This window comes from Maribacter aestuarii, assembly GCF_027474845.2.
GTDB lineage: Bacteria > Bacteroidota > Bacteroidia > Flavobacteriales > Flavobacteriaceae > Maribacter > Maribacter aestuarii.
Genome location: NZ_CP107031.2, coordinates 3,552,059 through 3,574,648, shown reverse-complemented (window position 1 = coordinate 3,574,648; position 22,590 = coordinate 3,552,059). Strand labels below are relative to the sequence as shown.

Genomic DNA, 22,590 nt, shown 5'->3' with positions numbered 1-22,590 from the left:
ATAGTAGTCCTTTTGCTAAACAAGCTACTATTCTTTCTTTTTCAATAATATTTTGTTCTGTTCAGCCATTAATTTCTCCAAATTGGATAACAACTGAATATCTTTTGGCGTTTCCACCTCTTTATTTTCCGGATCTTCGGCTTTGTCCTTGAACCTTTTAATAAACTTAAGCATGATGAAAATCGTAAATGCAATAATAGCAAAATCGATTAAAACTTCGATAAACTCTCCGTATCCTATAGCTACCTCTTCTACCCCGTCGGTAGCATTTCTTAAAACGAATTTCTTGTTAGCAAGGTTAACATCGTCCGTCATCAACGAAAGTGGAGGCATAACAACCTTCTTAACCAAGGTATTGACCACATTATTAAAAGCGGTTCCTATGATGATACCAATAGCCATATCAATCATGTTGCCTTTTACGGCAAAATTCTTAAACTCGGTGAATAGCTTCTTCATGTAACTTACTTAAAATAGTTTTGTTTGTCCTTCAGAATCATCCTTTTCATCTCCTTCCTCCGTCGTTTCTTGATTAACTTTTTTAATTCCGGAATCCACATTTTCCTCGTCTACGACTTCAATATCCGCGGTATCTTTTGCAGCTGGCTCTTCGTAAGGTAAGGGGTCCAGTAAATTGATGTTCTTTACCTTTTCAGTAATTAATTGATTGCCCATGGCTTTAATACCTTTAACAGCGATGAAATCCTCAATATCCACACTTATACTTTCTTTGGGCTCTTTTCCCCTAGGTTTTGGAAATTCTATTTCGATTACAGGCCTCCAGTCCGTCGAAACCAGCTCCAAATAGGATTTGGGGTGCTCTGTTATAAAAATTTCTTCTTTCAACTCTGTTTCGATTAAAAAACGTTTTACATAAAAACGTTCCTTTTCACCTTCCCAGTAAATTGCGGATATAGGTTTGTTCGGATTCCATTTTTCAATGACGATCATATCGTCATCAAAACGAGAGGTTAAGACGGGCAAGATTGTTTTTGCCACACCCTTTTGGTTGATAATAAGTAATAAATCATCCGCCCTAAATTCTCCTATGAGTTCGCCCCTGCCGTCTACATTTAAGCGGCGAACAACATCATCAAACCAAATTTTTCGAGGCTTTAAGGTGGATAGTCCTTTTTCCTTGAGCTCAATACGTTTAACAGAGTATTTAGTGACAATATTTCCTTTGGATGCCCTACCCTTAATGAGAACATCGGCAAAATCGATATCCCATTTCAGTTTTTTTATGCTCCCAACCTGCCGCAAATTGATCGTAATAACCTCCGCCTCTCCGTTGGGGTTTGCAGAAAAATAGAGCACTTGGGAATTAGGTTTGCCTGTGGTAAGGTCATACAGCTTATCGCGGGTTATACTGGTAACATTAAATCGTTTGATGTAGGTCGCACCACCTTTTCCATCCTTATAAACCATATTGTAAATGGTTCTCGCATCTTTTTTCTTAAAAACGGCAACGTGCAATATTCCTTTACCAATAAAGGTCTTGGAATCCACCTTGGTTACCATCATTTTACCATCGCTCGTGAAAGCGATAATATCATCAATATCGCTACAATCCGTGACATACTCATCCCTCTTTAAAGAGGTGCCTACAAAACCTTCTTCCCTGTTTACATAGAGTTTCGTATTACGGATAACCACCTTGGTCGCTTCAATATCATCGAAAATCCGTATTTCCGATTTGCGTTCACGACCTTTGCCGTAGGTAGTCTTCAGGTTTTTAAAGTAATCTATCGCAAAATCAACGAGATTTTCCAAATGATGCTTCACCTGGGCAATTTTCTCTTCCAGGCTATCCAATTGCTGCTGCGCCTTGTCCAAATCAAATTTAGAAATACGTTTGATTCTAATTTCAGTCAAGCGTACTATATCTTCTTCGGTAACTTCGCGTCGTAAATTTTTCGTAAACGGCTTAAGCCCTTTATCTATAGCTTGTATAACACCTTCCCAGGTCTCTTCCTCCTCAATATCCCGGTAAATCCTATTTTCAATAAATATCCGCTCCAAGGATGCAAAATGCCATTGTTCCTCCAGTTCTGAAAGTTGTATTTCCAGTTCCTGTTTTAGCAACTCTACGGTAGCATCCGTTGAACGTTGCAGCATTTCCGTAACTCCAATGAATAGGGGTTTGTTGTCCTCGATAATACATCCTAAAGGAGAAATGGAGGACTCACAAGCCGTAAAGGCGTACAATGCATCTATAGTCTTCTCAGGGGATATACCAGAAGGTAAATGGACCAATATTTCTACATCCGCTGCCGTGTTATCCTCTATTTTCTTGACTTTTATTTTACCCTTATCGTTTGCTTTGAGGATAGAATCTATTAAAGTAGAGGTATTGGTTCCGTAAGGTATTTCATTGATTACCAGCGTACTCTTATCCTGTTGTGAAATTCTAGCCCGTACTCTAATTTTTCCACCTCTTAAGCCATCGTTATAGTTGCCCACGTCAATTATACCGGCCGTAGGAAAGTCGGGAAATAGCTTAAAACGCTGGCCCTTTAAATGTTTGATGGAAGCATCAATTAATTCGATAAAATTATGGGGTAGGATTTTGGTAGACAGCCCTACTGCTATCCCCTCTGCACCTTGAGCCAGTAATAGTGGAAATTTAACCGGAAGGTTTACAGGCTCCTTTTTTCTACCATCATAGGATTGCTGCCATTCGGTAATCTTAGGACTGAAAACTACTTCCAATGCAAATTTGGATAGTCGTGCTTCAATATAACGCGATGCGGCAGCCCTATCGCCCGTGAGAATGTTACCCCAGTTTCCCTGCGTGTCAATCAGTAAATCCTTTTGACCAATTTGGACCATAGCATCAGCTATACTGGCGTCTCCATGGGGGTGGTACTGCATGGTATGCCCCACTACGTTCGCAACCTTATTGTAGCGACCATCATCCAATTCTTTAAGGGAATGCATTATCCTGCGCTGTACAGGTTTAAACCCGTCTTCAATGGCGGGTACTGCACGCTCTAGAATAACATAGGAGGCGTAATCCAGAAACCAATCCTTGTACATGCCACTCACCCTGGTCAGGGCATCGGAGGTACTGTTATCGGTTAATTCACCAGCAGATAAATCGTCATTCTGTTCCTCGTTCAGTTCGTCATTTTCTTCCATTCAGAAGCAATCGTATTTACTTGTTTTATAATTACTTTTCTTCTATTAAATCAACCTCTACTTTAAGGTTTTCTATTATAAATTCCTGCCGGTCCGGAGTATTTTTACCCATGTAGAAACTTAATAATTCTTCTATGGACATTGCCTTATCCAGCATCACAGGTTCTAAACGTATATCGTCACCTATGAAATGTTGGAATTCATCCGGCGAAATCTCCCCAAGACCTTTAAAGCGGGTTATTTCCGGCTTTCCACTTAGTTTGTTTATGGCATACTGGCGTTCTTCATCACTATAGCAGTAAATTGTTTCTTTTTTGTTTCGCACCCTAAACAATGGGGTTTGAAGAATATATAAGTGATTCTCTTTTATCAATTCAGGGAAAAATTGGAGAAAGAAGGTAATTAATAGAAGTCGTATGTGCATTCCATCCACATCGGCATCCGTTGCAATGACAATATTGTTGTAGCGTAAATCCTCAATGGATTCCTCAATATTCAGCGCCGCTTGCAGTAAGTTGAACTCTTCATTCTCATACACGATTTTCTTGGACATTCCATAGGAATTCAAGGGCTTGCCACGTAAGCTGAATACCGCTTGTGTATTGACATCCCTTGACTTTGTGATAGAACCGGATGCGGAATCCCCTTCAGTAATAAAAAGGGTGCTGTCCAGTCGGGTTTCTTTTTTCATGTCCCCCAAATGTACCCGGCAATCCCTAAGCTTTTTATTATGGAGACTTGCCTTTTTAGCACGGTCCCTGGCCAGTTTTCGTATACCGGAAAGTTCCTTACGCTCCTTTTCGGCCATTACAATCTTTCGCTGCAACTTCTCGGCTGTCTCCGGGTTTTTATGCAAATAATTGTCCAGATATTTCCCAACAAAATCATTGATATAAGTCCTTACGGTCGGGAAATCCCCACCCATATCAGTAGATCCCAATTTGGTTTTTGTCTGACTTTCGAACACAGGTTCCATGACCTTAATGGCAATAGCTGAAATTATCGATTTTCTTATATCGGAAGCGTCGTAGTTTTTACCGTAATAATCCCTTATGGTCTTTACCAAAGCCTCGCGAAAAGCGGATTGGTGCGTACCCCCTGGGTAGTGTGCTGCCCGTTTACAAAAGAGTGGTACTCCTCGCTATATTGGGTTTTGCTATGGGTTATGGCAATCTCAATATCATCCCCTTTAAGATGGATTACAGGGTAAAGAAAATCGTCTTGATTATTGTTATCCTCCAACAAATCCTTCAATCCATTTTCCGAATGGAATTTTTCACCATTGAAAATTATGGTCAGCCCTGGATTTAGATAAACGTAATTTTTGAGCATGCGTTCCACATACTCATTGCGATATTTGAAATTTTTAAAAATGCTCTCATCTGGCGTAAATGTAACCTTGGTCCCTTTTCTTTTGTGGTATCGACAGGGCCTTCTACATTATCTAAATTGCCACAGCTAAACTGTGCCGTTTTTACCTTGTTGTCCCGAGATGACTGAACCTCAAAAAAACTAGAAAGTGCATTGACCGCTTTGGTACCTACACCATTAAGACCTACAGATTTTTTGAAGGCGCGGCTATCATATTTACCGCCCGTATTCATTTTAGAAACTACGTCTACAACCTTACCTAACGGAATGCCACGGCCATAATCACGCACCTTGACCAGTTTATCCTTGATTACGATTTCTATAGTCTTACCCGCACCCATAACGAATTCATCGATACAATTATCAATGACTTCCTTGAGTAGGATATAAATACCATCATCGGCAGAAGAACCATCTCCTAATTTACCAATGTACATACCTGGACGCAATCGGATATGTTCTTTCCAATCGAGCGAGCGTATATTATCTTCGGTATATTGGGTGTTTTGGGACATTTAACAAAATTTATTGAAAGTGATGCTAAAGATAACATGACTCAAATAAAGAAAAAACCCCTCTATGTTAAAGTAATTAACAATGAGTTTAACATTTTTGTTGATAGTTAAACTTATTCTAGTAGCAACTGCTGCAAAGGACAACATTCATTAAAAACGTTTTAGAATTTCGAAACCCGTTCCTTTATCATAGGAATTAATCCTTTCTTTATTTACATTTAGTATCATTTTTGAAAGCTTATGGAATTTGTTGATTATTATAAAATTCTTGGATTAGACAGGAAAGCCAGTCAAGCAGATATTAAAAAAGCCTATCGCAAATTGGCCAGAAAATTACATCCAGACCTAAATCCCAACGATAAGGAGGCGCAACGTAAATTTCAAGAGGTCAATGAGGCAAACGAGGTATTAAGTGATCCGGAAAAGCGCAAGAAATATGATGAATACGGTAAGGATTGGGAGCACGCGGAAGCCTATGAACAAGCAAAAGAAGCCAAAGACGAACGTCTAGAAGTGGCGGTACAAGTTATGGCAGGTCTGGCAGTTACGGTACGGGGGATTTCTCCGATTTTTTTGAGTCCATGTTCGGAGGAGGAGGATTTAGTAGCGGTGGCCGTAGATCGGTGCAGTTTAAAGGTCAGGATTTGAACGCCTCCTTAAAATTGAACATTCTGGATATTCTTGAGGACCAAAAACAAACTTTGGACCTGGGTACTAAAAAAATCAGAATTACCATTCCAGCGGGTGTTGAGGATGGACAAACAATTAAAATAAGTGGTTACGGGGGCGAAGGTGTCAACGGTGGCCCAAAAGGTGATTTATACCTTACTTTTGAAATTAACAATAACACTGCTTTTCAACGTGTTGGCAATGATTTGTACAAAAATCAAACGATAAGTTTATACGAGGCCATTCTAGGAGGTGAAATTGAAGTAGCGACCCTTACCGGTAAAGTGAAATTGAAGGTAAAGCCAGAAACCCAGAACGACACCAAAGTAAAACTGAAAGGAAAAGGTATGCCAGTCTATAAGCAAAAAGGTAAGCACGGCGATTTATACATTACCTATAAGGTAAGCATGCCTCAAAATTTATCTGCAAAAGAAAAAGAGCTCTTTCAGGAGCTTAAAAAATTAAGATGATTATGGAATCGGAAAACTATATACTAATACATCAATATTGTAAGCATACGCAAACACCAATCGATTTTATCTATTCCTTACATGAGTATGGCTTTATTAAGGTAACCCATGTTGAAAATCAGGAATATGTAAAACCCAAAGACTTGGTGGAGATTGAACGCGTAAGCCGCTTAAAAAATGAATTGGGCATCAATTTAGAAGGGATAGATGCCATTAATCATATGATTAAAAAAATAAACCGATTAGAAAATGAATTAAGAATGCTACGAGAAAGACTCAGGATTTACGAGCCTTAAACATTAAATCGGAAGTGCATCACATCACCGTCCTTAACAATGTATTCCTTCCCTTCTACCCTCATCTTCCCGGCTTCCTTAACCTTGGCCTCGCTACCATAACTCACATAGTCGTCATAAGCAATAACCTCCGCACGGATAAATCCCTTTTCAAAATCAGTATGTATAACCCCTGCAGCTTGTGGAGCAGTAGCGCCTACAGGAATGGTCCATGCGCGGACTTCCTTTACCCCAGCGGTAAAATATGTTTCTAGGTTCAGTAATCGGTATGCACCTCGGATTAACTTTGCCGAGCCAGGCTCATCTAGGCCTAAATCCTCAAGAAACATTTGACGTTCCTCGTAAGTTTCCAATTCTGTTATATCGGCTTCGGTACCTACGGCCAGGACAACGACCTCCGCGTTTTCGTTGGCAACGGCTTCCTTCACTTTGGTTACATACGCATTACCGGTAACTGCGGCCTCCTCATCCACATTACAGACATACATAACAGGTTTGTCCGTAATGAACTGTAACGGTTTAACGTACTCTAATCTATCTTCTTTCGAAATCTCAATGGCACGAATAGAATTACCGGCCTCCAAACCGGTTTTTAACGTCAGTAGAACGGCCTCCTCTTTCTGTGCCTCTTTATTTCCGGTTTTTGCGGCTCTTTTTACTTTATCCAGTTTTTTCTCTACGGTCTCCAAATCCTTTAACTGGAGTTCCATGTCTATAGTCTCTTTATCCCTTATTGGGTCGACACTACCATCTACATGCACGATATTATCATTATCAAAACAACGCAGAACGTGGAGTATTGCATCCGTTTCCCTAATATTCCCCAAAAATTGGTTACCTAGACCTTCACCTTTACTAGCCCCTTTTACCAGTCCAGCAATATCTACGATTTCAACCGTGGCAGGCACAACCTTCTCAGGGTTTACCAACTCCTCTAATTTTTCCAAACGGGCATCGGGTACGTTAACGACCCCAATATTTGGTTCGATAGTACAGAACGGAAAATTTGCACTCTGCGCTTTTGCGTTGGACAAACAATTAAATAGGGTGGACTTTCCAACATTGGGCAATCCTACGATACCTGCTTTCATGATTCGATAATTTGAAGCTGCAAATATAGTTTTTACCGCTGTATTCCATCTTTATAAAATCAAACTTCTGTAAGGCGATGGATAGATTTATCACCTTGCTATTCGTAAAAACCCTATACTAATCCGTATAAATCTTAAGGATGTGTTAAATTTAGATTATATTTGATTGTTACGGCTAAACCAAGCCACAGGTAAATAGTTGAAAAAACCCTAAGGCTAAAAAATGTGGGAGCATTTTTCTCGTGAGACCTTCTTACCCGGTCAACTATCCTTACCTACTCTCAAGCAGAGCATGCGTATCTCCCTAATTGACGTAATATTTGTCAATTGAATTCTAATAGCGTTTTCATGTCTCATATGGAGGCGTATCTAACTTTACTATTTAATTATTAATATTTCCCCCTTGTTAAAACTTCAAGGACATTGGGCCAGAATTTGGATAAACTCCACAGATTGGTCTGGAATGAAAAGAAGTGAATACTAACTCAAATTTAACATTATGAAAAAAATGAACATAAAACTATTCTTTCCGTTGCTCTTACTTTTAATGGTATGCGGAACCAATTATGCAAACCCCAATGGAAACTTGGAAATCGGGATATTGCAAGCCACTGTAAGCGGTACAGTTACCGATGACTCAGGATTAGCTTTAGCAGGTGTAAACATTGTTGAAAAAGGCACAACGAACGGTACTACTACCGACTTTGACGGAAATTATAATATTGAGGTCTCCGATGGTGCAACACTGGTATTTACTTATATTGGATTTGCTGCACGTGAAGAGCCTGTAAATGGCAGAAGTACCATTAACGTTCAATTAATAGAAGGAGTTGCCCTGGATGAATTTATCGTGGTAGGTTCCCGTACCGCTCCCAGAAGTAATACGGACACGCCTTTACCTGTTGATGTTTTATCCGTTAAGGAATTGACATCCACGGGTCAGGTCACATTTGACAAGGCTTTACAATATAGGATTCCGTCTTTTAATACGGTACAGACTCCTGTGAATGACGCAACATCGCTTCTTGACCCTTATGAAATCCGTAATATGGGACCAAGTAGAACATTAATACTAATTAATGGTAAACGTAAAAACTTAAGTGCCTTATTGTATACCCAAACCTCTCCGGGACGTGGTGAAACGGGGGCGGATATTTCGGCTATTCCTACAGACGCAATCAAGCGAGTTGAGATATTGCGTGATGGTGCCTCGGCGCAGTACGGTTCCGATGCCATTGCAGGTGTAATGAACATCATCTTAAAAGATAGTCCTGACGACGGTTCTGTCACCGTACGTTCTGGTATTACTTCAGAAGGTGACGGTGAAATGTTCGGCGTCGCTTTGAACAACGGTAGCGCTATTGGTGATGCTCAAGGTTTTATTAACTATACGGTAGATTTGTCAAAAGTAAATTTAGCCAATAGACCTGGAACTGTTGATGCAGCGGGTGAAGCAGGCGATTTTGGTGCAGATATTGCCGATGTACAAGAATTTTTAAGTCGGCGCCCTGACGCTGGGAATATAAATGGTTCTCCAGAAACGGCAGCGGCTAAGTTCTCTGTTAATTTTGGCTATGATTTGAGTCCGAATACACAGCTGTACGGTAATGCAGCTTATGTATATAAATCTGTAAATAGCTTTGCGAACTACAGAACTCCCTACTGGAGAACCGTGGAAGATTTTCCTTATTTAGCTGACTTTTTCCCAGGAAACAATCCTAATACTCCAAATGGATATGACGGATATGTACCAACATTTGAAGGATTATTAAGCGATTACAACGGTACCGTTGGCTTTAAGTCCATGATCAACGATTGGAATATTGATGCCAGTTTTACAACCGGTGGAAACTTACAGACCTACAAGGTAAACCAAACGCACAACCGTAATGTGGTGTATTCGCCTTCAACATGGGTAGATGCCAATAATAACGGTGTTATCGATGATGGAGAAGTTACTGAAGGCGCCGAGCTATACAGAGCAAATAGCCAACAATCATTTGATCCGGGTGGGACTAGGTTTTCTCATAATGTAGGAAACATTGATATTTCAAGACTTCTTTCCGATAAAATAAGTATCGGTATCGGTGCTGAGTTCAGGACCGAAACTTTTGAAGTAATTGAAGGTGAGTTAGCTTCATACGATGGTGGTGGTGCGGATTCATTTGCTGGTGCTTCACCTCAAAACTCAGGTAAGTTCAACCGTTACAATATTGGGGGTTACTTCAGTTTGGATTACGATGTAACCGATGCATTTTTGTTGAGCGGTACCATCAGGACTGAAAACTATTCGGATTTTGGTAATGCTTTTGTATACAAGTTTAGTTCCCGTTACAAAGTGAGCGATGAGTTTACAGTAAGAGGGTCTATTTCCTCTGGATTCAGGGCTCCTACCTTACACCAAATATATACTCAAAAAGCACAGTATAGCTTTATTCCTGGACAAGGAATCCAAGTAGGTGGTCTGATCAACAATGTTTCTACACAGGCTAAATTATTGGGAATCCCACAATTGGATGCTGAAACTTCCAACAACTTCACCATTGGTTTTGGTGGTAAAATAGATAACAGGTTCACCTATACCTTGGATTACTACAATATTGCCGTTAAGGACCGTATTGTTTTGAGCACGGAAATAGGACCAACTGCTGCGGGTAATACGGCCTTAGATGATATTCTTACCAGTAACAACCTATCTGATGTTAGTTTCTTCGCCAACGCGATAGATACCAAAACTTCTGGTATAGATGTAGTTCTTGCGTACAAAGACGTAGTCATTGGCGCTGGTAATTTGGATATCAATTTATCAGGAAATTACACGATTCAAAACGAACGTGATGGTGAGGTAAACAATCCAACATTGGTGGAGCAAGCGGGACAATCTGTAGTGAATCAAACTCAAGAAGCTTTATTCTTTACTTCACGTCCTGTTACCAAATGGATTTTAGGTGCTAACTATGACATCAATAAATTTGGTTTTTCATTGAACAACACTTATTTCGGTAAGACCACATTTTTTCAACAGGGTTTAAGTACCGATGCCAACGGAGTGTTCAATCTTAGAACTGAATTCACACCAAAAGTCGTAACGGATCTTGGGATAAATTATAGTGCTACGGATAAATTTACAATTGCATTGAACATTAATAACATATTTGATGTTCTGCCTGAGTGGAGCTTCAAATCGGAGAATGCCGCAGGTGATGCTATTTTAGCCGATGCAGCACAGACGCAAAATCAGTCTAATCTTATTACTTTCAATCAGCGTTACTCTCAAATGACCTATGATGGTTATCATTTCAGTCAATTAGGAGCTATGTTCAATCTTTCTTTGAACTATAAGTTTTAATTAAACTGTTATATACTATTAAAAAGCTACCTACATTTAGGTAGCTTTTTTTATTTATTGTTATGAGTAATTTATATGGCGTTAAAATGGCGAAAGTCTATGATGAAATCTATCAGGGTTTTATAGACTATAGTGCAGAATATGACCTCTATTCCACAATTTGCAAAAAATACAATGCATCAAAAATTTTAGAAATCGCCTGTGGAACGGGAAATTTAGCTGGTTCTTTTTCAGTTGATTTTGGAACTTATACGGGAATGGATTATAGCGATGCCATGTTACAGATTGCCAAGGAAAAGCAAGCTGAACTTAATTTTTTTCAGGGTGATATGAGAAATTTTAGTGCTTCCCAAAGATTTGATGCCATACTTATTACCGGAAGATCCACAAGCTACTTACTCACGGATGATGATTTTCTTCAAACCTTAAAATGTGTCCAAGCCACCTTAGAGGAGAATGGGGTATTGATTTTTGATTTCATCGATGCGGAGCGCTTTTTACCCTATGTAGCTTCAAATAGGTACGTAAAACATAAGAGCACGGTTAAAGAGCGAAGGTATCTGAGAGAATCGGAGTGGGTGATAAAGAAGGAAAGTAATGAAAGTTTAATCAATTGGACGGCTAATTATTATCAGCTCCTTCAAAAAGACAAAATTTTTTTAGGAAGCGATAGCACTTTGTTTAGGTCATTTTATTTTGAAGCGTTAGAATGCCTTTTGACGAAGTTAGGCTTCATTATAAACGAAAAAATAGACCGAAAGACCTATGCTTTTGATACCTATTTGCTCGTATGTACTTTGAAATAAAATTTTATTTCAAAGATTTTATTCAATAAAAAACCCTAACTATAACAGTTAGGGCTTCATGGATTAAATTTTAGTTCTTTACTCATCAGGATGCATAAAGCGTTGTTTCGCTAGTAATACTTCCTCAGATTCCACATGGTCATCATCAGGCACACAACAATCTACTGGACACACCGCGGCACATTGCGGCTCCTCATGGAATCCCATACATTCCGTACACTTGTCCGGGGCAATATAATAAACTTCATCGCTTATGGGCTCCTGTACTTCGTCGGCATCCACTGCTTTCCCGTCCGGTAATACAACCTCTCCACTCAACGAAGTCCCATCGCTATAACGCCACTCATCGGCGCCTTCATAAATTGCAGTATTAGGGCACTCCGGCTCACAAGCGCCGCAATTGATACATTCGTCGGTTATAATAATCGCCATAATTTTCTTTTTCCTTAAATATGCCTAAAACGTTTCGGCATGCTTATTTTTGCACAAAGGTAATTGCTAATAGTACCTTTTACAAATATAATGACCCAGCATAATCGTAACGTTCAAGCTTTTGTTAAACTTGGGGAATTCCTAGGCCAATTTTGCGATTTTATCACAAAACAAGAGGTTCCCGAGACAACTAACGATAATTGGATTGGAAAATTTCAAGAAGTAGTAGGGAAAGCACACCATTACAACGGTTGGTTTACCGAAGAAAACATCATTTATTCCTTTCGACAATGGTCAGGGATTCTGACTAATAAAAATTTAGAATTTTGGTTATCCCCTTATGACTTAGAAAAAAATACTCCCAAAACGGTCGCTTTGATCATGGCCGGAAACATTCCTTTGGTAGGCTTTCACGATTTACTGGTTGTAGTGATTACGGGGAACAAGGCCCTGGTAAAATTATCCAGTAATGACAGGCTATTATTGCCCTTACTTGCATCTTACCTTAAATATGTTGAACCACAACTGGAAAACACTATTGAGTTTACTAAGGAGAGAATGGTTGATTTTGATGCGGTCATAGCCACTGGAAGTAATAATACGGCGCGTTACTTTGAATATTACTTTGGTAAAAAACCGAATATCATTCGAAAAAACAGAAATTCGGTTGCAGTATTGCACGGAAAAGAGACCCAGGCCGAACTAAAGGCCTTGGGAGAAGACATCTTTAGGTATTACGGATTGGGCTGTAGAAGTGTTTCCAAATTATTTGTGCCAACAGACTACAATTTTGATTATTTCTATTCCGCTATTTACGATTACAAGGACATCGTCAACTTGAAAAAATACGCAAATAATTATGACTACAATAAAGCGGTCTACTTAATGAGTGAATTCGAAATTCTAGACAATGGTTTTCTAATGCTTAAAAAAGATAGCAGCTACCCCTCCCCGATTGCTTCCCTATTTTATGAACATTATGATGATCTAACTACCTTAAAGCAAAGGTTAGCTAACGACAAAGAGCAGATTCAATGCATAGTGGGTAGCGGCGTAACTTCAGATGAGATATCCTTTGGGGAAACGCAAAAACCAGCACTTAATGATTATGCGGATGGTATTGACACTGTTGAATTCCTGTTAAAAACATCCCATAATTAAAAGTATTCCTAAGTCGTTTTTCCACAAGAAATCATGATCTTTACGAGCCATATTAAAACAATAAGCAACGATTAAATTTTAGCACGAACATGAAGAAACATAATTTTAGTGCAGGACCCTGTATATTACCAAAAGAAGTGCTTTTGAAGGCCTCCGAAGCGGTTATGGACTTCAATGGCTCTGGACTTTCCCTAATAGAAATATCGCATCGCAGCAAAGATTTTGTTGCCGTAATGGAAAAAGCCCGGTCTTTAGCATTGGAACTTTTGGATTTGGACGGCAAAGGCTATAAGGCTTTGTTTCTGCATGGTGGCGCAAGTTTAGAATTTTTGATGGTGGCCTATAATCTGTTGGAGACAAAAGCAGGATATCTGAACACTGGAACATGGAGTGACAAGGCCATCAAAGAGGCAAAATTATTCGGCGAGGTAATTGAAGTGGGTTCTTCTAAGGATGAGAATTTCAACTATATCCCCAAGGGCTACACGGTTCCGTCGGGATTGGACTACCTACATTTAACTTCAAACAATACAATTTTTGGTACGCAATTAAAGAAATTCCCACAAACCGATGCACCTTTGGTTTGTGACATGAGCTCAGATATATTTTCCAGAACTCTTGATTTTTCCCAGTTTGACTTAATATATGCCGGCGCGCAGAAAAATATGGGTCCCGCAGGGACTACCCTGGTAGTTGTAAAAGAGGATATATTGGGGAAAGTGTCCAGGAAAATACCATCCATGTTAGATTATCAGGTACATATTAGTAAGGATAGCATGTTCAATACACCGGCAGTTTTTCCTGTATACACTTCTATGCTAACCTTGGAATGGTTGAAAAATTTAGGTGGAATTGCTACGATAGAGGAGGAAAACGAAAAAAAGGCACGATTGCTTTATTCAGAAATAGATTTAAATCCTGTTTTTGAAGGATACGCGAATAAAGATGACCGCTCGCTTATGAACGCTACCTTCAATTTAACGGATGACGCGCTCAAAGAGCCCTTTGAAAAGATGCTTCTGGACGCCGGAATTAATGGTCTAAATGGACACCGCTCCGTTGGAGGATATCGCGCTAGTATGTACAATGCCCTTTCATTAGAAAGCGTTGGCGTATTGGTAGATGTTATGAGTGAAATGGAGCGCAAAGGATAATTATGAAGATACTTGCGAACGATGGCATCTCCCCTGCTGGAGTCACATCTTTGGAAAAAGCCGGATTTGAAGTAGTGACGACCAAGGTCGCACAAGAACAATTAGTGAATTTTATCAATAAAAATCAAATTGTTGGTTTATTGGTTAGAAGCGCTACTAAAGTCAGGAAGGACGTCATTGATAATTGTCCCAGCTTAAAATTGATTGGTCGTGGAGGTGTTGGCATGGATAATATAGATGTTGCGCATGCCAAGAAAAAAGGTTTACATGTTATTAATACTCCGTCGGCTTCATCCGAATCCGTAGCCGAATTGGTTTTCGCGCATTTGTTCGGCGGTGTCCGATTTCTGCACGATGCCAATAGAAATATGCCGCTGGAGGGTGATAGTAAGTTCAAGCAATTAAAAAAGTCCTACGGTAACGGAAGAGAACTTAATCGAAAGACCCTCGGAATAATAGGTTTTGGCAGGATTGGACAGGCAACGGCCAAAATAGCCCTAGGAATAGGCATGAATGTTATTTACTACGACTCTTCCTTAGACACCTGTACACTTACCCTTTCTTTTTTTGATGGACGTTCTCTTGAATTTCAGCTAGAGTGCACATCAAAAGAAGAGTTGTTGAAAGAGGCTGATTTTATTACACTGCATATACCCGAGCAAAAAGAGTATGTAATTGGGAAGAAAGAATTGGACCAAATGAAAGACGGCGTGGGTATTGTAAACGCGGCCAGAGGAGGTGTTATTGACGAAGTGGCATTAATAGATGCCATTGATGATGGAAAAGTATCGTTTGCCGGCCTAGACGTTTATGAATCCGAACCTAATCCGGAAATAAAGATTTTGATGCACCCCAACATTTCGTTGTCCCCTCATATAGGAGCCGCAACTAACGAAGCTCAAGACCGTATCGGTAAAGAGCTCGCAGACCAAATTGTATCGCTATTAAAATAGCTTTTGGTTATAAAATAATAGGTGTTTTTCGTACATTACGGATTGAACACTAAATCAACAAAGGAAATGTCAGGATTATTAGATTTATTGAATAGCCCAATGGGCAAACAACTAATTAGCGGAGTTGCAGGACAAACAGGACAACCGGAAAACAAGACTGCAGACGTATTGAGCATGGCAATGCCACTACTTCTTGGCGCCATGAAGAAAAACGTTTCGTCGCCCCAGGGAGCTCAAGGACTCATGAGTGCACTTTCTAACAAACATGATGGAAGTATCTTAAACGACCTCGGTGGTCTTTTTGGCGGAGGTGTAGACGAATCCGTTATGCAAGATGGTGCTGGAATTTTGGGGCACGTATTTGGTAATAAACAACCACAGGTAGAAAATGCGTTGAGTCAAAAATCTGGTTTGGATACTGGCTCTATAGCTCAAATACTAAAGATTGCGGCTCCTATCGTCATGGGGTTTATTGGAAAACAGACCTCACAAGCTAGAATAAACGATTCTAATGACATGAACGCTTTACTTGGCAGTATGTTGGGAGGGCAACCTCAAGAAAATCAGAGCTTAATAACCACTTTGTTAGATGCAGATGGTGATGGGAGTATTTTGGACGATGTAGCCGGAATGGTTATGGGAAGCAACAAGAAAAAGGGAGGTTTAGGCGGACTGCTAGGCGGACTTTTCGGTAAGTAATTTTACTTAACATAATTTAACAAACCCATTCAACACTAGCTGGATGGGTTTTTTGTATCTTAACCTTATGAAAAAGAATAGAATAATTAAAAAATTAATGTCCTTTTCAGGAATCGTAATCGGGATTCTAGTAATGGCCAATTGCGGTAGTTCAAAAGAGGCACTATCAATCACTGATGAGGAAAAACAGGCTTTTGCTGCGGTAGAAGACGATAGTGTAGAAATCGTCAACGATGAAGTTGAGTATCGAATAATTATCATAGAACCAGGATTTTACACCTGGTTAAAGTCAATTGCCAGGCCTGAGGGCTACTACTCCCAAACCTTTTTGGAGAACCGAAACAAGCTTCTGGTACTCAACTGGAATCAACGTGCCATGCTTCCAACCGTTTATGACCCAAATTTGTATCAAATGCAAATAGATTACCAACCGGATATTGATTATGGTTATGACGTTAATTATAAGCTTTACAATTACTTTATTTTCTTCCAAAGAAGATACAATCAGCGCCTAGGACCTTTTGTACCTCGTATTTAGGAATTATCTTTGTACGTGAGAAAGGTCTATGGAGAAACTTAAGGAACGCTGGGGAATTACAAGTAATTTCCAATTGATAATCATTTTTGTAGTATTTGCTATAACCGGGTCTTCTTCCGTTTATGTAGCCAAACCCTTTTTAGCGCTTATCGGATTGGCCAGGGACAATTTTCCGGAGGCTTGGTGGGGCGGCACCGTTTACTGGTTGCTAAGAATACTGCTTATTTTTCCTTTCTATCAAATTCTGCTGGTCCTATACGGATGGCTATTCGGTCAATTTAAATTTTTCTGGGGGTTTGAAAAAAAGATGCTGAGCAGAATGGGTCTAGGGTTCTTGTTTAATACAAAGAGTTAAGGTTTCTTTAACATGGATTTCTAAAGCTTTGATTATTTTCGTAACGTGAAAAGGGAAAATTTTAAATATCTTTCTGTTTTAGTACTTCTCTTTATAGTGGGGTTAAAGGTTTCTTCATTTCATGTTTTTACGCATCAAGACAATACATCGGACACCATTAAAAATTGCGCTATATGTGATATGGCGGTTGAAAATCAGGATGCTGAGTTCGTTGCTACCTTCCATACAGCACCAACTACACCAAATGTAATAACTGTTTCGAAGCCCTTGTCAAAGGCTTATCGTTCAGAATCCTCCCCAACGTATTTACACTTCAAAATTTTTGGCAGACCTCCTCCAGACATAGTATAATCTAAGTCTAGTGCAAAATTTAATAATGTACTTTCCCAAATATTTGGAAAAGAACAATGTATATAACGTATAATGAGGTTCTATTTATTACCCTTAATTTTTATAATTACTTTTTTTATTGGTCATTCCCAAGAATGCGAGTCGATTCTTGTTGGGGAAGTTGTGGACTTTCATGACAATACACCTTTAGAAGGAGCGCTGTTGAGTATAACCGGTAAGAGTATGCAAACGGTATCCAATGATAATGGCAAATTCAGTTTTAGGGATTTGTGTGATGGTGTTATTGAATTAGAGGTTTCTCATCCCGATTGTAAATCTGAATTTATAACGGTAACAATTTCCGGTGATACTTATGAAAAAATAAGATTGGAACATCACTTGCTCGAGTTGGACGAAGTTAAAATCGTTGGTGAAGTTCCAAAAAAGACCACATCCGCACAGGAAGAGAATTTATCGCTAAAAGAATTACAGAAGTATAGCGGAAACAGTTTAGGCGATGCCTTGAAAAAAATTTCAGGGGTGTCTTCACTAAATACCGGAGCGAATATTGTAAAACCTGTCATACAGGGCCTTAATGGCAGTAGGATTCTTATTTTAAACAATAATGTCCGCATGCAGGATATGGAATGGGGCGAAGAACATGCACCTAACGTAGATATAAATTCTAACCAAGACGTCAGTGTAATTAAAGGAGCTTCAGCCTTAGAATACGGTGGAGATGCTATCGGTGGAGTCATAGTACTTGACCCATTACCAATAATTCGTGCAGATTCCCTTTTTGGTAATACTCAAATCAATTTGTTTTCCAACGGACGTGGTGGAAACATCACCTCTACCCTAGTTCGTTCCTATGATTCTGGCCTATATATAAAAGGACAGGCTTCGTATAAGAGGTTAGGAGATTTGGAAAGTCCGGATTATTTATTGTCAAATACCGGTATTCAGGAAAAAGGTATATCCATAAACATTGGCAAAAGAGACTTTTTACAAGGTTGGGAGGGGTATTATTCCTTTTTTGATTCAGATATAGGCATTTTAAGAGCCTCCCACATTGGTAATATAGATGATTTGATTCAAGCGATAAACAGTCAAGAACCATTGATTGTAAACGATTTCAGTTATGACATAAGAAGACCCAATCAAGAAGTCTCACATCATTTAGGAAAATTAAACTATTACAGAAGGTTTGAGGGATTGGGAAAATTGAACCTTCAATACGATTTTCAAAAAAACAGAAGGTTTGAGTACGATGTTAGGGTTGGTGCAGATGCAGACAAGGCATCTTTAGATTTACAACTTACCACCCATTCCTTTTCTTCTAATCTGCAATTGGATGCCCTAAAGGGATTAGATATGAAAATTGGTATTCTAGGTAGGTATCAATCTAATTTTGCAAATCCTGACACGGGCGTACGAAGGTTGATACCTGATTATGATAAATATGATTTCGGATTCTTTGCCATAGCGGAATACCGCCTAAATAATAAGTGGCTTCTGGACGGCGGTTTACGATACGATTTTAATAGAGTAGATGCTAAAAAGTTTTATAGAACATCAAGATGGGAGGAACGTGGGTATGATGAGGAATTTGGCAATCTTGTAATAGAAGATTTTGGAACACAATTACTTACAAACCCAATATTTGACTATCACAATATTTCTGCGACCGTCGGGTCTAACTATGATTTTGGAGATGATACCACTTTTAGATTTAATTATGCCTTTTCGCAACGTGCTCCAAATCCTTCAGAATTATTTAGTGATGGGCTGCATCATTCTGCGGCTAGGATAGAGCTTGGCGATTTGCGCATTAAAAGTGAATCTTCCTCTAAACTATCGGCGTCTGTAGAACGCAGTGCGAGGAATTGGGGATACACCATTTCTCCTTTTCTAAATAGTATAAAGGATTTTATCATCCTGGAACCTACAGAAGTAGAGTTCACCATTAGAGGAGCTTTTCCTGTTTGGTCATACAGACAAACAAATGCTCAACTTATCGGAGTAGATGCAATGGTGTACAATAATTGGACTTCCAAAATTAGGACGGACCATAAATTTTCTTGGGTCCGGGGAACCGATACGGAGACAGATTTAGGTCTAATCAACATCCCAGCGGCCAATTTAAACAACAGCATCTCTTACTCAAATCCTGGATGGCGGAATTTGATAGTAAGTTTGGAAAGTAACTACGTCTTTGAACAAAAAAGGTTTCCTCCCAACATATCTGTTTTTTCACCACAGCAACAGGAGGAAGTATTACTGGAAATAAACACGCCTCCCCCAGCCTATCATCTTCTTGCTTTGGATGCTGAAACCAGTTTCTCGTTGAAGAGAAAAAACGACCTTATCGTTGGCTTAAGGGCAACAAATCTTTTGAATACTGCCTACAGGGACTATTTAAACAGGCTCCGCTATTTTGTGGACGATGTAGGTAGAAATATTAGTCTACGCCTTATTTATAACTATTAATTTAAATTAAAAACAAATGAAAACAATGTTCAATTTATCAAATTCATTACACTTAAAATCCCTGTTCCTTTTGTCAATTATGGGGCTTATGCTCACTTCCTGCTCCAGTGACGATGACAATCCAGACCCAGTGGATGAAGAAGAAGTTATCACAACAATGAACGTGAACTTGGTTGCCACGGGAGCTGGTACCGTTACTCTTCAATCTCAAGACTTGGACGGTGATGGGCCCAATGCCCCACAAGTAACCATATCAGGAAATCTGACGGCTAACACCACTTATGCCGGAAGTATTGAGTTGTTAAATGAGACAGAAACCCCCGCTGAAGATATTACTGAAGAAGTTGAAGAGGAGGACGAAGAGCACCAATTCTTTTTTAATACAAGCGGCGCTTTGACGGGATTCACCTATGCTGATCAGGATGGAAATGGAAACCCGGTAGGTATAGAATTTACCTTGGATACTGGAGATGCAGGTAGCGGTTCCCTACAGATTACACTACGCCATGAACCTAAAAAACCAAATGACGGTTCATTGGCAGACGCAGGTGGTGAAACTGACATTGCACAAACATTTAATTTAACCGTAGAATAATTAGATTATTTGAGAGTCTAATCTTTGCCCTAAGGTTATGAACTATCTCTTACTATAAAGACCAGTAATAAAGCCGTTGTGCGTTTTGATAAAACTCAAAATTTATACAATGGCTTTAATATTTCACAGATTTGTAAGTTTTCAGTACTTCTGGAGGGCAAGGCCCTAAACCTCAATGGTCCTTTGTTTTTTTCCTTTTTAAAGACGTAGGTATAGAACCACATGATGGTAAAGGTTGGGATGATATCCAATCCAGGTATAATTTCTTCTATAAACGTAACGACTCCCGCTGCCTGCCCAATTTTACCCTTGTACAATCTGGTCATTAACCACCCTGATAACGGTGCCCAAATAATATCAGAAAAATCGCCAATAAAGGGAATGGCAAATGATAACATACCAATCCCATCGAAAAGAAGTCCTAAAAAGAGGTGCTTGTATTTTTTATCCATTGGTTTTGACATGCTATAAAAGTAATAATACTTCCTAGAATTACAAGAAGAGTGTCAAAACTATAGACTTTAAAGACGAGCGTGACGAAAGTGAATTTAAGAGAGATTTGAACTGATCAATTTTAAGAACTCGTTACGAGTTTCAATCTTCTCGAACTGACCCCTAAATCCGGATGTCGTAGTGACCGAATTTTGCTTCTGAACACCACGCATCATCATACACATGTGTGAAGCCTCAATTACAACGGCTACACCTTTAGGCTTCAACGTAGTGTTGATACATTCTAATATATCATGGGTTAAACGTTCCTGTACTTGCAATCTTCGCGCAAAAACGTCTACTACCCTGGGTATTTTACTGAGCCCAACAATATGTCCGTTTGGTATGTAGGCGATGTGTGCTTTTCCAAAAAATGGAAGCATGTGGTGCTCACACAAAGAATAGAGTTCAATATCCTTTATAATAACCATATCGTCATAATCCTCCTTGAACATGGCACCTTGAAGGATTTCAACGGCATCTTGCTTGTAGCCTTGGGTTAGGAATAACATGGCCTTCGCCGCTCTTTCCGGGGTTTTGACCAAGCCTTCTCGGGCTATGTCTTCTCCAATCTCATCAATAATTGACGAATATCTGTTTCTGACCTCATCCGTAATCTCTAAATTGTACTCCTCTAAATTTCTATATGGGGACATAAAGTTATGTTTAACATATTAAATAAATAATTAAACAAATCTAATTATTAATTATCTAATCACAACATGGTTTATCAAAAATGAAAGTTAAATATACAACGGATTGCCCAACCGAACATCATGATTGCAATTGTTGGTCTATTCGTTAGGTAATTAATTGATTTTACATTTCGAAAATTTAATACGAACTGGGTATATTTTGCCATGTCCCCACCGTTTCCTAATTTCACTACGTAATCGAAATTTGTGATTTTCGACTTCAACATAAACAGCTAATCCTAAAATTTATTAAGTGTCTCTCAAACTTGGCATAAGAGCGTTTACTTTACAAAAATAGTGGTATGATAAAAGCCTCAAATATTCATAAATACTACGGAAACCTAGAAGTATTAAAGGGAGTTGACCTACATATCAAAAATGGAGAAATAGTTTCTATAGTTGGGGCTTCAGGAGCTGGTAAAACTACATTATTACAAATTTTGGGAACTTTGGACGTGCAATCCAACAAGGAGGATAGCAGTCTTATTATTAACGATACTGAAATAACCCAGCTTTCCGATAAGGAATTGGCAAGATTCAGAAATGAACATATCGGTTTTATTTTTCAGTTTCATCAACTATTACCAGAGTTTACGGCTTTGGAAAATGTATGCCTGCCGGCGTTCATAAAAAAGACTCCAAAAAAAGATGCTGAGAAAAGGGCGATGGAATTATTAGATTTTCTTGGATTAACGGAAAGGTATCATCATAAACCAGCAGAGCTATCTGGTGGAGAGCAACAACGTGTTGCCGTAGCCCGTGCACTAATTAACAATCCATCTATCATATTTGCCGATGAGCCCAGCGGTAATCTAGATTCGGAAAGCGCGGATAGGCTGCACAATTTATTTTTTGAATTGCGTAAATCTTTCGGACAGACTTTTGTCATTGTCACCCATAACGAAGAATTAGCGGAAATGGCCGATAGAATGCTGACCATGGTGGACGGAAAAATTACAGACCAAGAAGTACTTGCCTCCTAACTCTA

General features: G+C 39.2%; 18 protein-coding genes and 3 pseudogenes. 14 read left to right on the top strand and 7 right to left on the bottom strand.

Translation table 11 applies throughout. The features are described 5' to 3' along the window. Window positions 1–27: 27 nt before the first annotated feature. From mscL to N8A89_RS16220, 3 genes and pseudogenes are all read right to left on the bottom strand, one after another. The gene (mscL, locus tag N8A89_RS16230) at window positions 28–459 is read right to left on the bottom strand and encodes a large conductance mechanosensitive channel protein MscL (protein ID WP_281543164.1); all 432 of its coding nucleotides are present in this window, start codon (window positions 457–459) and stop codon (window positions 28–30) included. 9 nt (window positions 460–468) lie between these two features. After that, window positions 469–3,141 (bottom strand): DNA gyrase/topoisomerase IV subunit A, encoded by a 2,673-nt coding sequence (locus N8A89_RS16225; protein WP_281543163.1) that lies wholly within the window; start codon window positions 3,139–3,141, stop codon window positions 469–471. A 31-nt stretch (window positions 3,142–3,172) separates the two neighbouring features. After that, window positions 3,173–5,027: pseudogene (locus tag N8A89_RS16220) on the bottom strand (DNA topoisomerase IV subunit B). A gap of 240 nt (window positions 5,028–5,267) precedes the next feature. On the opposite strand from N8A89_RS16220, the pseudogene N8A89_RS16215 reads away from it, so the two are divergent. Together N8A89_RS16215 and N8A89_RS16210 are read left to right on the top strand one after the other, a co-directional pair. Next, window positions 5,268–6,166: pseudogene (locus N8A89_RS16215) on the top strand (DnaJ C-terminal domain-containing protein). A 2-nt stretch (window positions 6,167–6,168) separates the two neighbouring features. After that, a complete protein-coding gene (locus N8A89_RS16210) occupies window positions 6,169–6,462 on the top strand; it encodes a chaperone modulator CbpM (RefSeq protein ID WP_281543162.1) in 294 nt (97 codons plus the stop codon). Here the strand turns inward: N8A89_RS16210 and ychF are convergent. Then, a complete protein-coding gene (ychF, locus tag N8A89_RS16205; protein WP_281543161.1) occupies window positions 6,459–7,553 on the bottom strand; it encodes a redox-regulated ATPase YchF in 1,095 nt (364 codons plus the stop codon). The genes N8A89_RS16210 and ychF overlap by 4 nt on opposite strands. Window positions 7,554–8,100: 547 nt before the next feature. On the opposite strand from ychF, the gene N8A89_RS16200 reads away from it, so the two are divergent. Further along, window positions 8,101–10,902 carry a TonB-dependent receptor gene (locus N8A89_RS16200; RefSeq protein WP_430682126.1) on the top strand — a complete coding sequence of 934 codons (2,802 nt, stop codon included), beginning with the start codon at window positions 8,101–8,103 and terminating at the stop codon, window positions 10,900–10,902. A 62-nt stretch (window positions 10,903–10,964) separates the two neighbouring features. Continuing rightward, the gene (locus tag N8A89_RS16195) at window positions 10,965–11,708 is read left to right on the top strand and encodes a class I SAM-dependent DNA methyltransferase (protein ID WP_281543159.1); all 744 of its coding nucleotides are present in this window, start codon (window positions 10,965–10,967) and stop codon (window positions 11,706–11,708) included. A gap of 78 nt (window positions 11,709–11,786) precedes the next feature. Here N8A89_RS16195 and N8A89_RS16190 read toward each other — a convergent pair whose 3' ends face one another. After that, window positions 11,787–12,140: a 4Fe-4S dicluster domain-containing protein gene (locus N8A89_RS16190; RefSeq protein WP_281543158.1), complete on the bottom strand. Its 354-nt coding sequence runs from the start codon at window positions 12,138–12,140 to the stop codon at window positions 11,787–11,789. Between the two features lie 90 nt (window positions 12,141–12,230). Here N8A89_RS16190 and N8A89_RS16185 point away from each other — a divergent pair, with 90 nt between their 5' ends. The 9 genes from N8A89_RS16185 (at window position 12,231) to N8A89_RS16145 (ending at window position 20,415) form a co-directional block, all read left to right on the top strand. Beyond that, window positions 12,231–13,301, top strand: a complete 1,071-nt coding sequence (locus N8A89_RS16185) for an acyl-CoA reductase (protein ID WP_281543157.1) — start codon at window positions 12,231–12,233, stop codon at window positions 13,299–13,301. Window positions 13,302–13,390: 89 nt separating this feature from the next. Further along, complete coding sequence (gene serC / locus N8A89_RS16180) at window positions 13,391–14,455, top strand: 3-phosphoserine/phosphohydroxythreonine transaminase (RefSeq protein WP_281543156.1); 1,065 nt, start codon at window positions 13,391–13,393, stop codon at window positions 14,453–14,455. Window positions 14,456–14,457: 2 nt separating this feature from the next. Then, on the top strand, window positions 14,458–15,408 hold the full coding sequence (locus N8A89_RS16175) for a D-2-hydroxyacid dehydrogenase (protein WP_281543155.1): 951 nt from the start codon (window positions 14,458–14,460) through the stop codon (window positions 15,406–15,408). 66 nt (window positions 15,409–15,474) lie between these two features. Then, window positions 15,475–16,107, top strand: a complete 633-nt coding sequence (locus N8A89_RS16170) for a DUF937 domain-containing protein (RefSeq protein WP_281543154.1) — start codon at window positions 15,475–15,477, stop codon at window positions 16,105–16,107. Window positions 16,108–16,174: 67 nt separating this feature from the next. Continuing rightward, entirely contained in the window at window positions 16,175–16,645 is a 471-nt protein-coding gene (locus N8A89_RS16165; RefSeq protein WP_281543153.1) for a DUF6146 family protein, read from the top strand. Window positions 16,646–16,673: 28 nt separating this feature from the next. Further along, window positions 16,674–17,000, top strand: coding sequence for a DUF6787 family protein (locus N8A89_RS16160; protein ID WP_281543152.1), 327 nt, complete (start codon window positions 16,674–16,676; stop codon window positions 16,998–17,000). A 45-nt stretch (window positions 17,001–17,045) separates the two neighbouring features. Continuing rightward, entirely contained in the window at window positions 17,046–17,351 is a 306-nt protein-coding gene (locus tag N8A89_RS16155; protein ID WP_289644613.1) for a hypothetical protein, read from the top strand. Between the two features lie 72 nt (window positions 17,352–17,423). Continuing rightward, entirely contained in the window at window positions 17,424–19,820 is a 2,397-nt protein-coding gene (locus N8A89_RS16150) for a TonB-dependent receptor (protein WP_289644612.1), read from the top strand. 16 nt (window positions 19,821–19,836) lie between these two features. After that, complete coding sequence (locus N8A89_RS16145; RefSeq protein WP_281543149.1) at window positions 19,837–20,415, top strand: type 1 periplasmic binding fold superfamily protein; 579 nt, start codon at window positions 19,837–19,839, stop codon at window positions 20,413–20,415. Between the two features lie 182 nt (window positions 20,416–20,597). On the opposite strand, the pseudogene N8A89_RS16140 reads toward N8A89_RS16145, so the two are convergent. Both N8A89_RS16140 and folE read right to left on the bottom strand, forming a co-directional pair. Beyond that, window positions 20,598–20,879: pseudogene (locus N8A89_RS16140) on the bottom strand (hypothetical protein); the annotation flags it as partial. A gap of 84 nt (window positions 20,880–20,963) precedes the next feature. Further along, window positions 20,964–21,563 (bottom strand): GTP cyclohydrolase I FolE, encoded by a 600-nt coding sequence (gene folE / locus N8A89_RS16135; protein WP_281543147.1) that lies wholly within the window; start codon window positions 21,561–21,563, stop codon window positions 20,964–20,966. Window positions 21,564–21,904: 341 nt separating this feature from the next. Here folE and N8A89_RS16130 point away from each other — a divergent pair, with 341 nt between their 5' ends. Next, entirely contained in the window at window positions 21,905–22,585 is a 681-nt protein-coding gene (locus N8A89_RS16130; RefSeq protein ID WP_281543146.1) for an ABC transporter ATP-binding protein, read from the top strand. The last annotated feature ends 5 nt before the right edge of the window (window positions 22,586–22,590 follow it).

Excerpts from the sequence above, each read along its gene's own strand:
- N8A89_RS16175 (WP_281543155.1), top strand. The coding sequence starts at position 14,458 with ATGAAGATACTTGCGAACGATGGCATCTCCCCTGCTGGAGTCACATCT.
- N8A89_RS16210 (WP_281543162.1), top strand. The coding sequence starts at position 6,169 with ATGGAATCGGAAAACTATATACTAATACATCAATATTGTAAGCATACG.
- serC (WP_281543156.1), top strand. The coding sequence starts at position 13,391 with ATGAAGAAACATAATTTTAGTGCAGGACCCTGTATATTACCAAAAGAA.
- N8A89_RS16195 (WP_281543159.1), top strand. The coding sequence starts at position 10,965 with ATGAGTAATTTATATGGCGTTAAAATGGCGAAAGTCTATGATGAAATC.
- ychF (WP_281543161.1), bottom strand. The coding sequence starts at position 7,553 with ATGAAAGCAGGTATCGTAGGATTGCCCAATGTTGGAAAGTCCACCCTA.
- N8A89_RS16145 (WP_281543149.1), top strand. The coding sequence starts at position 19,837 with ATGAAAACAATGTTCAATTTATCAAATTCATTACACTTAAAATCCCTG.
- N8A89_RS16160 (WP_281543152.1), top strand. The coding sequence starts at position 16,674 with ATGGAGAAACTTAAGGAACGCTGGGGAATTACAAGTAATTTCCAATTG.
- folE (WP_281543147.1), bottom strand. The coding sequence starts at position 21,563 with ATGTCCCCATATAGAAATTTAGAGGAGTACAATTTAGAGATTACGGAT.
- N8A89_RS16185 (WP_281543157.1), top strand. The coding sequence starts at position 12,231 with ATGACCCAGCATAATCGTAACGTTCAAGCTTTTGTTAAACTTGGGGAA.
- N8A89_RS16170 (WP_281543154.1), top strand. The coding sequence starts at position 15,475 with ATGTCAGGATTATTAGATTTATTGAATAGCCCAATGGGCAAACAACTA.
- N8A89_RS16165 (WP_281543153.1), top strand. The coding sequence starts at position 16,175 with ATGAAAAAGAATAGAATAATTAAAAAATTAATGTCCTTTTCAGGAATC.
- N8A89_RS16130 (WP_281543146.1), top strand. The coding sequence starts at position 21,905 with ATGATAAAAGCCTCAAATATTCATAAATACTACGGAAACCTAGAAGTA.
- N8A89_RS16225 (WP_281543163.1), bottom strand. The coding sequence starts at position 3,141 with ATGGAAGAAAATGACGAACTGAACGAGGAACAGAATGACGATTTATCT.
- N8A89_RS16190 (WP_281543158.1), bottom strand. The coding sequence starts at position 12,140 with ATGGCGATTATTATAACCGACGAATGTATCAATTGCGGCGCTTGTGAG.
- N8A89_RS16200 (WP_430682126.1), top strand. The coding sequence starts at position 8,101 with ATGGTATGCGGAACCAATTATGCAAACCCCAATGGAAACTTGGAAATC.
- N8A89_RS16150 (WP_289644612.1), top strand. The coding sequence starts at position 17,424 with ATGAGGTTCTATTTATTACCCTTAATTTTTATAATTACTTTTTTTATT.
- mscL (WP_281543164.1), bottom strand. The coding sequence starts at position 459 with ATGAAGAAGCTATTCACCGAGTTTAAGAATTTTGCCGTAAAAGGCAAC.